This is a genomic window from Bacillus sp. CDB3 (assembly GCF_002081505.1).
Lineage (GTDB): Bacteria > Bacillota > Bacilli > Bacillales > Bacillaceae_G > Bacillus_A > Bacillus_A cereus_AT.
On the sequence record NZ_ALBR01000060.1, the window covers coordinates 51074 to 63715 of the forward strand.

Sequence of the window (12642 nt, forward strand, 5' to 3'; positions counted from 1 at the left end):
ATAAGAGTTTATTTAAGAAAATACAAAAAGACAAAACAGGCTAATAATCGCCTGATTTGTCTTTTTGTTACTCTATATTACGCTTTAATTTGATCTGCAGTTTATTAGTAAAGTAATGTGAATATTTCTCTCTGCGCATAAGCACAAAATTATTATTTTACATCTCCTCAGGTGCCTCCACCCCAAGTAAACGTAATCCTTCTTTTAATACAACCGTCACAGCATAAGCTAATGCGAGCCTACTGTCTTTTCCTTCGTTCTCTTCTAATATACGAACATTACCGTAATATTTATTGAACGCTTGTGCTACATCTAATACGTATTTTGAAATAATAGATGGCTCATTTTTGTTGAAGGCCGCTTCAATTACTTGCGGGAATTTGTTGAGTAATTTTACTACACTCCAGCTGTAATCATCTTTTAATTCAAAAGTACACGTTTCAAATTCTACACTTTCTTTTCTTAAAATAGAACAAGCACGCGCGTGTGTGTATTGTACATACGGTCCCGTTTCCCCTTCAAATTTCAACATATTTTCTAATGAGAATTCAATATTATGCATACGCTCATTTTTTAAATCGTGGAAGATAACTGCTCCAACACCTACTTGCTTTGCCACTTCTTCTTTTTGTTTTAAATTCGGATTCTTCTCTTCAATATTTTGTTCCGCAAGTGCAACAGCTTCTTCTAACACTTCTTCTAATAAAATAATTCTGCCCTTACGTGTCGACATTTTCTTACCATCTTTTAATATGAACCCGAACGGTACATGTTCCATTCCATCAACCCAAGTATAGCCTAGCTTTTTTAATACAGTGAAAAATTGATTAAAATGTAAACTTTGTTCTGGTCCAACTACATAAAGTGCTTTATCAAATCCATATGTGTTTTGACGATATAAAGCCGCCGTTAAATCACGTGTTGCATAAATAGTCGCACCATCTGATTTTCTAATTAAGCATGGCGGCATTCCTTCTTCTTCTAAATTAACGACTAATGCGCCTTCTGATTCTTCAAGCAAATCATGTTCTTCTAAAATTCCAATAAAATCTTCCATTAAATTATTATAGAAAGCTTCTCCTTGAAAATTTGTAAATTCCACACCGAGAAGTTCATAAATACGTGAAAATTCTTTTAAAGATTCGTGACGGAACCAGTTCCAAAGCTCGACTGCTTCTTCATCACCTTCTTCTAATTTTTTAAACCAAGCGCGCCCCTCTTCTTCTAGTTCTTCGTCTTCTTTTACTTCTTCATGGAATTGAACATATAACTTAAATAACTCACGTATCGGATCCTCTTTAACTACCTCTTCATTTCCCCATTTTTTATACGCGGTAATTAACTTCCCAAACTGCGTGCCCCAATCGCCAATATAATTGATTCCGACAACTTCATACCCACATTTTTCGGCGATATGTTTCAGCGAATTACCAATCATTGTAGAACGTAAATGCCCCATTGAAAAAGGTTTCGCGATATTCGGAGAGGAATAATCGATAACTACCGTTTTTTCACATCCAAAGTGATTTTGACCGTACTCTTCTTTCTTAGCTAAAATCGTTTTTAATACTGCATCACTTACAGTTTCACGATTGAAAAATACATTTACATAAGGACCAACGGCCTCTATTTTCGTAAAGAACGGATCATTTAATTTCTCCGCAACTTCCTTTGCGATAATAGCTGGTGATTTTTTATATTGCTTCGCTAGTGAAAAGCATGGGAATGCTGCATCTCCGAATTCATCTTGTTTTGGTGTTTCGATTAAATCTAAAATTTGATTTTGTGTTAATTCATTCGCAAGAATATTTGATAAATTTTTCACAAACTGCGTTTTATAATCCATACTACAACCTCCTTATTTTTTAAACACAAAAAACTCGTCTCTAAAAAAGAGACGAGTTTTAACCCGTGGTACCACCCTTGTTGTTCATTCCGAACCACTTTCCCGTTTATAACGAGGACAGGGGGCCTCGGCTTACTCTACTATTCGTTCAAGAAGCGTCTCCGAAGTGCGCTTCATCTTTTTCTTCTGCACTAGGCTCACACCATCCCTAGCTCGCTTTCCTTCTGAAAAAGACTACTCTCTTCATCACAGACAGTATATTTAATTAATTATTGCTTATTATACATCTTTTCAAACAATTAGCAAGGGTCAATTACACCAAAGTGAAACTTAGCACTTTTTCTTTTGTATACGTGAAAATTGTGTTTTTCAAATCTAGAACTACGAAAATGATCTTTCAGAACGACACGCTTTCTCGCCACACGCTTCGCTTCCGCAATTGTTTCGTCAGTAATATCATGATACAAAGCGAAGTGTTTTAATCCTTTTATTCCATCTGATTCTATGACAGTTTCTTCAAACATCGGATCAAGGTAAACAACATCATAACTATTATCTTCACATTGCGTTAAAAATGCGAAATGCTCAGTTTGTTTTACATCGATTCTTTGCATTGCCTCATCGATTTCAGAAACGGATGAAGACCACTTTTGCAAGCCTTTTCCCATGATGTAAGCCATATATTCATTTCCTTCAAGCCCTGTTACTTTTCCGTTCTCACCAACAATATAACTAGCTACAATACTATCTGATGCCATACCGAGCGTACAATCTAATACTGTCATTCCGCTCTCTAATTTGGCAGCTTGTATAAACGGATCATGTTCTCCGCGCATTAACCTTTTCACACGAAACATTGCTGAGTTTGGATGAAAGAAAAACGATTCTTCCGTTCCTTTTGGATAAATGGCTAATCGATTTTTCCCTACAACAAGCACATCTTGTCCATGCTGTTCATGCAATTTATGTACAGGTATATCATTACGTATAACGAAAGAACTATTTAATTCTGCTGCTACCTTATTTGCATAAGCTGTCATTTCTTTATTTGTTCTTCCCGCTGTTGTTACTATCATTATTTCACCTCTATATAAAGAAAAGAGGGAGATTTACTCTCCCCCTTCTTTAGCAATTCTTTTCGAAAGCTTGTTCTAAGTTCGTAATAATTTCGTCCATAGTTGCACCTTCAATTTCATGACGGTGAATGAAGTGAACAACTTCTTTTCCTTTTAGTAATGCCATAGATGGTGAAGATGGAGGAATTTCTCCGAAGTATTCACGCATTTTTGCAGTAGCATCTTTATCTTGACCTGCAAATACAGTTACAAGATGATCAGGTTGTTTTTCAGCACGAACAACCGCTTGACCTGCTGATGGACGTGCTAAACCAGCTGCACAACCACAAACTGAGTTTACAACTACTAAAGTTGTACCTGATGCATTCTCCATAAATTCTGTAACAGCTTCTTCTGTAGTTAATTCTTCAAATCCAGAGCGCACTAATTCTTGGCGCATTGGAATTACCATTTGACGCATGTATTCTTCATAAGCATTTGACATCTTGTAATCTCTCCTTCAACTTTCATTCCAAATTCATCATATCACGCTCTATTAATAGGTGCAAAAGAAAGATAACGATGATTTCATTTTTTTGTAGGGATTTCACAAACCCCTTCACGGCAATGTCCAACTGGGACAAGTTTTCTATTGTTAGCGATATAATCGTATACTTTACTTCCAAATCCAAGTACGATAGATAGCTTTATAAAAGGCACTGCAAACCAATAAGATGGAACGGCTTTTGCTAATACGTTGATGCTATGAATTCCGTCATACCACTTATTATTTTTTAAAATATACAATCTTTGTTCCATCTTACTTTGTAATTCTTGAGAAAGTTCATACTTCTCAACTACATCTTCATCTCGAAATGAGACAAATTTCATCTTACCCTTTTTATCTAATCTTCTCGTACGCTCTGCAACTGCTGTACACATCGGACACCAACTATCATAGAAAACAATCATAAACTATTCCCCTTTACGAGACTCCGTCATTTGCTTCCATACTGATCCTTTTGCTTCTTCGCCGCCTTCAATGCGTTCTAAAGCTAAACGCGCTTGCATCGCCACTTCAAACTCTGGATCATCTTCTGCTGCTTTTAGTGCCGGAATTGCACTTTCATCACCAAGTTCAAATAAGAACATTGCTGCACGCCAGCGTACTAATTTACTTGAATCTTTCAGAGATTTAATCATAACGAACATCGCTGCTGGATCACCTACGTCTGATAAGCAATCTCCTGCTGTACGACGAACACTTACAGAACGATCTAATAACGCTTTATATAATAACGGCAATACTCCATCACCTTTTACCATACCTAAATACGCTGTTGCTAAACGGCGGATAGATACTTTCTCATCATCTAATGCCATTTTCAACACTGGAATATCTTCTTCAGTAGGATCCATTTGTTCTAATGCTGCAAAACGGTTTTTCCAGTCAGAATCTTTCATCATCTCTTCTGTTACTTTATATGGCTCACGCTTTTGAATCGTTACTTCAACAGCACCCGCTTGATTCAATAGTTCTTTAACCGTTTCATTTACACGTTCTTCTGAATAAGCAGCAACAATTTCTTCTACTACTTCTTTCCCGATTTCTTCAAAATTACCGTAACGTGTACTTTGCTCTACCCATTTGCGCTCTTTCACAACGTTAGGTGCAGACATTTGCACTTTCATAATGGATTCTTTAAAACGATCAGGTAAGCCTACACGCTCTTCCGATGTTCCATCTGTTAACTTCACTTGCATTGGAATTGTAAAGAACATTTGAACAAACACTTTCACTTCCCCAAAATGAGCAAGTTGTTGTTCTTCGCTCTCTTCCACTACTTCTTCGCCGAAAACAGCACGAACTTGTTGTAATAAAACTTTCCAGTCATACTTTGCATTTCGCTCCACTGCTAAAAAGTCGGCTACATGATATACACCTTTAATGCCTTCAATTTTCAAAATTTCTTGCACTTGCATTGGTGCTTGTTCTTTATTTTCATTTGTATAATTATTACGCGCTCCTGAAGGTAATACTTCATTCAAAATAACTTTCATTGTATTTGGACTTGGCGTTGGTTCAATTGCTTTAATTTTCACGTAAAAATACTCTCCTTTATTGCGTGTTCTTAGCTGTATTGTAACATGTTATTCCTCTATACTCCTACTCGGATGCTTAATTTTACTAATTCCTCTTCTACATTTTTAGAATTTCAATTATTACTATTTTCACCTAATCGTTCCGGAACTATAGTTAAAAGTCTAATTGACAATAACAAAAAAGGTATTAATCTTAACTCATAAAATGACCATAGTCATTTTATGATCAAAGTCATTTAAAAGTGGAGGGATAACAAATGAATAATGTCATGATTATTGGTGGTGGTATTGCTGGTCTTTGCGCAGCAATCTCCTTACAAAAAATAGGATTAGATGTAAAAGTGTATGACAAAAATATTGAATCTACTGTTGCTGGTGCAGGTATTATCATTGCCCCAAATGCGATGCAAGCACTTGAACCATACCGGATTTCTGAGCAAATAAAAAAATTCGGCAATGAAAGTGACGGTTTTAACCTTGTATCCGAAAAAGGAACTATATTTAGTAAATTGACCATTCCAGCTTGTTATCCAAAAATGTACTCCATCCATAGAAAAGATTTACATCAATTGCTACTTTCCGAACTACAAGAAGGTACTGTCGAGTGGGGAAAAGAGTGCGTAAAAATAGAACAAAATGAAGAAAACGCCTTAAAAATATGATTTCAAGATGGTAGTGAAGCATTCGGCAATATACTCATTGCTGCTGATGGTATTCATTCTGTCGTCCGAAAACAAGTAACACAAAACGATGGCTATCGTTATGCCGGATATACGTGTTGGCGTGGTGTAACTCCAACTCATAATCTATCTCTAACAAATGATTTTATTGAAACATGGGGAACAAACGGTCGATTTGGCATTGTCCCTCTTCCAAACAACGAAGTATACTGGTATGCGCTCATAAACGCCAAAGCTAGAGATCAAAAATATACAGCTTACACAACAGCAGATTTATATAATCATTTCAAAAATTATCATAATCCCATCCCAGCTATTTTAAAAAACGCATCTGACGTTAATATGATTCATCGTGATATTGTAGACATCACTCCAATGAAACAATTTTTTGACAAACGCATCGTCTTTATTGGAGATGCTGCCCATGCACTTACACCTAATTTAGGTCAAGGGGCGTGTCAAGCAATTGAAGATGCTATCATCCTTGCAGAATGTATCAAAAAAAATGCCCACTATCGTCAAGCATTTATAGAATACGAACAAAAAAGACGAGATAGAATTGAAAAAATCTCAAACACTGCATGGAAAGTTGGAAAAATGGCGCAAATGGAAAGTAAACCTTTGATTATAGTAAGAAACGAAGTAATGAAACATATCCCGAAATGGGTTTCTGAAAAGCAAGCACATGAACTATACAATTTTCATTTATAACAAGAAACTACAACGAAAAGTGGCAAAAAGTATGAACAGAATTCTTTCTACCCTTCTTTCAACTACATTAATTATTAATTTACTTGGATGTACTTCCTCCCCTTCAACTAAAGAAGTTTCAAAACTAACATTGAAAACAGACGAAATAACAGATGTAAAGTTGTTAAATGTGAAGGAAAATAATACAGTAAAAGCCGAAACAAATAATAAAGGGTTTATTGTACAAATGCTTAAGTCTATTCAAGCAGGTACACCTAAAGAGGTTTCTTTAACTAAACAAACTATGGAATCCATATCAAGTAAAATGGAAATTGTATATGAAGATCAATCTATAAAAACTTTATTAATTTTGGTAAATGATGACGATACAATTACAATAACGGAAAACTCTAACGCTACATCCACAAAGGGTTTTCAAATACAACACGACCTAAAAACTCCCATGATTGTATTAAACTTCATTAAACAGTAAATTTGTTTATGAAATACAATTTCGTTTGAGATTATCTAATAAACAGATATAATTGTTTATGTTAGGAGTAGATAATATGCTTAGAGAAACGAGAAAAAAAGAATTAAAAGAACTTATATTCCTAAAAGCAGTACAACTCTTTCAAGAACGCGGTTACGAAAATGTAACGGTTCAAGATATTACTACTGCATGCGGGATTGCAAAAGGAACTTTCTTCAACTACTTTCCGAAAAAAGAAAACATATTATTATTTTTAGGTGATTCTCAAATTGAACTATGGAATGAAAGTTTAAAAACATATTCAAATGTGGAACATCCGAAAGAGCGAATCAAACTTGTTTTAGGAGATTTACTGGATCGATTTACTGGGCATGGTGAATTAATGAAGCATGCCGTCTTTGAAATTATTAAATCTAACTACTTAGTAGAAAATGAATTAAAAAGTATACACCAGCTACAAGAAAGTTTGTCTTCTATTATTACAGAAGCGAAAGAGACAGGAACATTACACAGTCCATGGGATACAAATATCATCACTTCTACTATTATGAGTACTTATTTTTATACACTAATGTCCCACTCGCTATTACATGCTAATGAAATAAATACGAAAAATTTACTCAATCAACAGTTAGATGTTGTTTGGGAAGGTATCAGTCAAAATTAAGAAGGCTATACTACATAGCCCTCTTAATTATTAATGCTCTTTACGTTTTATTGCGATGCACCCTCACGTCTTCTCTCCAAAAATGTAATACTCTCAATCACAACTTCAGTTCTATATATTCTCTTTCCCTGTTCATCATCGTAATTACTCGTATGAATACGCCCTGTAATCCCAACAAGTGAACCCTTCGTACAATATTCTGTTACATTTTCAGCCGCCCTTCGCCAAACGACACAATTTATAAAATCGACTTGTTGTTCACCTAAACTATTTCGAAATCCTCTATTCACCGCAACACATATTCGTGCATAAGCGACTCCTTGCTTTGTGTAGTATAATTCTGGCTCCTTTGTCAATCTACCGATTAATACAACTCGATTCATCATAAGTTATACCACCTCACATATTTTTCTTCATTGTAAAGAGAAATATGCGAAAGGTAAAAAACGGAAAAAGTTATTTCTGTATGTAAAAAGTATTATTTTATACCTTACAAAAGAAAAAAAGAAACCTTACATAGTTTAAACATGTAAGGTTTCAAAAAATTATACTTCACTGCAAGAGATGTAATATCCACCGCGAGCCATCTTTATTTCAGCACAGTACATTACATTTTCTAAGTAAAAAGTAATCGGTTTAGTTTTACTCTCAAATGTTAGTCTTTCATTGCATTCAGCTGCGTATCCTTCAATCGCTGAAGTAATAACTTCTGATGATGGATACGTTAAAGCTTCATCTAGTTCTATGAAAAAACTTTTAGAAAATAGTTTTTTCATAATCCCTTTTTTCTCTTTCATCATATTCCTCCACCCTCTTCAGTTCAAGCTGATAACATCCATATTTTCAATATATCTTTGAAAATAAAAAATCCTGCACATTTCATGCAGGATTTTTTCATTAGTCATTTTTCGTAAAGTAAGAAACGAAACGAAGAATTTCTAAGTATAACCATACTAGAGTCATCATTAGACCCATTGCACTGTACCATTCCATATATTTTGGAGCTTGGCTACGTGCACCGCTTTCGATTAAATCGAAATCTAGTAATAAATTTAATGCAGCAACTACAATAACAACCGCACTAATGATAATACCGATTGTACCGCCCTGGTGAATATATGGAACAGTTACACCGAACATATTTAATAAGAATACGATTAAATACATAACCATAATTCCCATTGTCGCTGCAATTACACCCGTACGGAATTTATCAGTTACCTTTACAACGCGTGTTGCATATAAAACTAACATTGCAAATAGAATTGAAATTGTAAGTAATACAGCATTTAAAACGATAGAATCGCCAAATTTCATTGTATAAACTGCTGAAATACTTCCTAATACAACTCCTTCTACCGCCGCATAAATTGGCGCCCCAATTGGTGCCATTCGCGGGAAGAAGATAGATGCAAATGCGATGATTGCCGCAATTACTAATGCACCAATTAACACTGGCATTTTCATCGTACCCTGCATCATCTGTATGTATGAATAGACAGACGTTGCAAGTAGCAAGATAAGCATTATAAACGTTTTGCCTACTGTTCCGCCAATAGTCATCGCAGAAGCGCTTGCTCCCTCTTTACGAAATGCCTCTTTTTTCAACATTGGATTAGATGTTCTCATTTTTTCCCTCCTAAAATAGGTTCTACCAATAGTGTAAAGTTTTTCTCTTTACTTTTCAATATATGCAGCTTGTTTTTATTTTAATCCTTCAACGATGTCTGATAGCTCACTCCATCTTTCCATCGTTTTTTCTAGCTCTTCTTCTGTTTTCTGCTGTGCTTCAGATAATTCTTGTGCCTTTGTGAAGTCAGATCCAACTTTCGAAAGTTCTTCTCCAATTGACTCAATTTTCTCTTCTAGTTCGGCAATTGTATCTTCAATTGTTTCCCATTCACGCTGCTCATTGTATGAAAGTTTACGTTTACGTTGTTGTTTTGGAGCTTCTTCTACTACTTTTTTCTCTTTTTGAACTTCCGCTTTTTCAATAAGTTCTTTCGTTTTTTCCATTTCTAAATAATCTGTATAACTACCTAGGAACTCACGCACTTCGCCTCCGCCAGTAAAGATGAACAGTTCATCTACTACTTTATCTAAGAAGTAACGGTCATGCGATACAGTTAAAACGACACCTGGGAAATCTTCTAAATAATCTTCTAGTACTGTTAATGTTTGTGTATCTAGATCATTCGTAGGTTCATCAAGTAATAGTACGTTTGGTTCTCCCATTAAAATACGTAATAAATATAAACGTCTTCTTTCACCACCAGATAGTTTACCAAGCGGTGTACCATGTGAATGCGTCGGGAATAAGAAACGTTCTAACATTTGAGATGCACCAATTACTTTTCCATCTGTTGTATGAATAACTTCTGCAATCTCTTTAATGTATTCAATCATACGCTGGTTTAAATTCATCTCTTCATTTTCTTGCGTATAATAAGCAACTTTTACAGTTTGTCCTACTTCAACTTCACCACTATCAGGAGATAACTTGCCTGCAAGCATATTTAATAGAGAAGATTTCCCGCTTCCATTCGCCCCAATAATTCCGATACGATCGCCTGGTTTCACAATATGATTAAAATTATGTAATACCGTCTTATCACCAAATTTTTTCGTTACATCTTTTAACTCAAGTACTTTCTTTCCTAGACGACTTCCACTTAGTGCAATATCAACTGACTGTTTTGCTGCTGGTCCTTCTTGTCCCTTTAGCTCATCAAAACGCTGAATACGCGCCTTTTGTTTCGTAGAACGGGCTTTTGCACCACGACGAATCCATGCTAATTCACGACGATATAAATTTTGGCGTTTTGATTCTTGTGCCGATTCTTGCTCTTCACGAAGTGCTTTCGCTTCTAAAAATGTACTATAGTTTCCTTCGTAGCTATATAGTTTACCGTTATCTAATTCAAAAATACGGTTTGTCACACGATCTAAGAAATAACGATCATGGGTTACAAGTAATACCGCACCTGTATATCTTGCTAAATATTCTTCTAACCATTCAACTGTCTCATGGTCAAGATGGTTCGTAGGCTCGTCTAAAATTAATAGATCAGGTGTTTCAATAAAACATTGTGCCATTGCGATACGTTTTTTCTGTCCACCAGATAAATTTCCAACAGTTGCAGTGAAATCTGTAATTCCTAATTTTGTTAAAAGAGATTTCGCATTTGCATTTGCTTCCCATGCACTCATTGCATCCATACGTTGCTGCACTGCAAATAATTGTTCCTGTACTTTTTCATTACTTGGATCTTTTTCGATATTTAATAGTGCTTTTTCATAATCACGAAGAAGACGAATTAAAGGTGTATCACCATGGAACACTTGCTCTAATACTGTTAGTTTTTCATCAAACTCTGGTTGCTGTGATAAATAACTAATTGTATACCCACGTGAATGCGTCATATCACCTGTATCAGGAGTTTCTAACCCTGCAATAATTTTTAATAATGTCGATTTACCAGTACCGTTTACACCAATAATTCCGACACGTTGTCCTTCTGTAATACTACATGATAATCCATCAAATAACGGTTTTTCTCCGTATGATTTCGATAAGTTCTCCACAGTTAACATTTTCATATTTGTGCATTCCACTCTTTCATAAATTGTTCAATAAACTCTTCCATATAACGATGACGAACTTCAGCCTCTTGTTTTGCCGCGTTCGTATTCATTAAGTCTTTTAATTTTAAAAGTTTTTCATAAAAATGATTTAAAGATGGATCGTTATTTTTTCGGTATTCATCTTTCGTCATCACTTCACGAGGCGGAACAGTGGGATCATACATTAATCTCTCTTTCGCTCCTCCGTATGCAAATGTACGAGCTATTCCAATTGCACCAAGAGCATCTAAGCGATCCGCATCTTGAACAATTTTCCCTTCAAGTGACTCAACTGTGCCACCGTGACCACCCTTATAAGACATATTGGCGATGATATGAAGAACATGCTTACTTTCCTCTTCTTCAACATGTAACTCTTCTAACCAATCAGAAACTTTTTTCATTCCTGCTTCTTCACTATCATTTAACTTCTCATCTGCCACATCGTGAAGTAATGCTGCCATTTCAATTATAAAACGATTTCCTCCTTCTTGCTCGGATAAAGAAATCGCCAATTTATGTACGCGTTCAATATGATACCAATCATGCCCACTCGCATCTTTTTCTAAAATATGCTTTACGAAAGTTATTGTCTTTTTTATTTTTCTTGTTTTATCATTTTATCTTCACCCAGTTACTTATTGTAACACGCCTACATTTTTTCATCACATATTTTCTTGTCCGCCCATACACTAGGTGGTAGGCATCATTATGAAGGAGGAATCAATATGTTCTATAATAATCAACCGCCTTATCCACAGCAACCATTTTATCCTCAGCAGCAGGAACAAAGATACACAGAACAATATGAGGAACAAGAGCTTCAACAGCAAGAACAACAATACGAACAAAATCCATACGCAACACCGCAAAATCAAGAAGCTGAATATCAACAAAATCCATATGACACACGTCCAAATTATGAATATCCTCAAAATCCATATGCAGCACCGCAAAATCAAGAACAACAATATCAGCAAAATCCATATACAGCACCGCAAAATCAAGAACAACAATATCAACAAAATCCATATCCAACTCAGCCACAACAACCGCAATACCAACAACAAATGTATCAACCACACTATGACGCACGTGTTTCACCACCTGCACCACCAACAATTGATCCGACACAACCACAAATCTTACCTCCTGGACCGACACTCGATATTACACAGCCTCAAATTTTACCACCTGGACCTATTACAGAACCAACGCAACAACAAATCCAGCAAGTTGTCGGCACACAGTTTTTACCTTTAAAGAAACCTGTACTTGATTTCGTAAAACCTTGGGTAGATTACGGTTTAAATGAAGCGAAGCATACATCACACAAACATGCTTTAACAGAAGTTGCTGCGATTATGTTTTTAGTTGGGAAAGGGTTTAATCCGACGATTGCGCATTATATTGTAGAATCTTGGGAGAAGAATGAGCAGTTTTAGAGTTGTTCATATTGTTTAATATAAAAATAAAAAAGTGCC

Annotated in this window: 13 protein-coding genes, 1 pseudogene and 1 other annotated feature; of the genes and pseudogenes, 4 read left to right on the forward strand and 10 right to left on the reverse strand. The window is 35.5% G+C overall.

The window, feature by feature from the left end; all coding sequences use genetic code 11:
- Positions 1 to 157: 157 nt before the first annotated feature.
- The 5 genes from argS to CDB3_RS13485 form a co-directional block, all read right to left on the reverse strand.
- On the reverse strand, positions 158 to 1846 hold the full coding sequence (gene argS / locus CDB3_RS13465; protein WP_128854841.1) for an arginine--tRNA ligase: 1689 nt from the start codon (positions 1844 to 1846) through the stop codon (positions 158 to 160).
- 44 nt (positions 1847 to 1890) lie between these two features.
- Positions 1891 to 2105 (reverse strand) — a binding site (T-box leader).
- Between the two features lie 40 nt (positions 2106 to 2145).
- Positions 2146 to 2922, reverse strand: a complete 777-nt coding sequence (locus CDB3_RS13470; protein WP_128854842.1) for a class I SAM-dependent methyltransferase — start codon at positions 2920 to 2922, stop codon at positions 2146 to 2148.
- A 49-nt stretch (positions 2923 to 2971) separates the two neighbouring features.
- Positions 2972 to 3406 carry a BrxA/BrxB family bacilliredoxin gene (locus CDB3_RS13475; protein ID WP_000063703.1) on the reverse strand — a complete coding sequence of 145 codons (435 nt, stop codon included), beginning with the start codon at positions 3404 to 3406 and terminating at the stop codon, positions 2972 to 2974.
- 83 nt (positions 3407 to 3489) lie between these two features.
- On the reverse strand, positions 3490 to 3873 hold the full coding sequence (locus CDB3_RS13480; RefSeq protein ID WP_097831907.1) for a thiol-disulfide oxidoreductase DCC family protein: 384 nt from the start codon (positions 3871 to 3873) through the stop codon (positions 3490 to 3492).
- A gap of 3 nt (positions 3874 to 3876) precedes the next feature.
- Positions 3877 to 5004 carry a conserved virulence factor C family protein gene (locus CDB3_RS13485; RefSeq protein WP_097831906.1) on the reverse strand — a complete coding sequence of 376 codons (1128 nt, stop codon included), beginning with the start codon at positions 5002 to 5004 and terminating at the stop codon, positions 3877 to 3879.
- A gap of 257 nt (positions 5005 to 5261) precedes the next feature.
- Between CDB3_RS13485 and CDB3_RS13490 the strand changes: the two are divergent.
- The 3 genes and pseudogenes from CDB3_RS13490 (at position 5262) to CDB3_RS13500 (ending at position 7534) form a co-directional block, all read left to right on the forward strand.
- Positions 5262 to 6395 (forward strand): annotated as a pseudogene (locus CDB3_RS13490) (FAD-dependent oxidoreductase).
- Between the two features lie 31 nt (positions 6396 to 6426).
- Entirely contained in the window at positions 6427 to 6867 is a 441-nt protein-coding gene (locus CDB3_RS13495) for a hypothetical protein (protein ID WP_256869805.1), read from the forward strand.
- A gap of 76 nt (positions 6868 to 6943) precedes the next feature.
- Positions 6944 to 7534 (forward strand): TetR/AcrR family transcriptional regulator, encoded by a 591-nt coding sequence (locus CDB3_RS13500; RefSeq protein WP_128854844.1) that lies wholly within the window; start codon positions 6944 to 6946, stop codon positions 7532 to 7534.
- A gap of 47 nt (positions 7535 to 7581) precedes the next feature.
- On the opposite strand, the gene CDB3_RS13505 is transcribed toward CDB3_RS13500, so the two are convergent.
- From CDB3_RS13505 to CDB3_RS13525, 5 genes are all read right to left on the reverse strand, one after another.
- Positions 7582 to 7920, reverse strand: a complete 339-nt coding sequence (locus CDB3_RS13505; protein WP_128854845.1) for a single-stranded DNA-binding protein — start codon at positions 7918 to 7920, stop codon at positions 7582 to 7584.
- Between the two features lie 159 nt (positions 7921 to 8079).
- Entirely contained in the window at positions 8080 to 8334 is a 255-nt protein-coding gene (locus CDB3_RS13510) for a DUF4318 domain-containing protein (protein ID WP_128854846.1), read from the reverse strand.
- Between the two features lie 97 nt (positions 8335 to 8431).
- Positions 8432 to 9163: a Bax inhibitor-1/YccA family protein gene (locus tag CDB3_RS13515; protein WP_001260657.1), complete on the reverse strand. Its 732-nt coding sequence runs from the start codon at positions 9161 to 9163 to the stop codon at positions 8432 to 8434.
- Positions 9164 to 9238: 75 nt separating this feature from the next.
- Positions 9239 to 11134: an ABC-F family ATP-binding cassette domain-containing protein gene (locus tag CDB3_RS13520; protein WP_000783175.1), complete on the reverse strand. Its 1896-nt coding sequence runs from the start codon at positions 11132 to 11134 to the stop codon at positions 9239 to 9241.
- A complete protein-coding gene (locus CDB3_RS13525) occupies positions 11131 to 11760 on the reverse strand; it encodes an HD domain-containing protein (RefSeq protein ID WP_128854847.1) in 630 nt (209 codons plus the stop codon). Before CDB3_RS13525 ends, CDB3_RS13520 begins: the two co-directional genes overlap by 4 nt.
- A 126-nt stretch (positions 11761 to 11886) precedes the next feature.
- Here CDB3_RS13525 and CDB3_RS13530 point away from each other — a divergent pair, with 126 nt between their 5' ends.
- The gene (locus CDB3_RS13530; protein WP_128854848.1) at positions 11887 to 12603 is read left to right on the forward strand and encodes a hypothetical protein; all 717 of its coding nucleotides are present in this window, start codon (positions 11887 to 11889) and stop codon (positions 12601 to 12603) included.
- Positions 12604 to 12642: the final 39 nt, after the last annotated feature.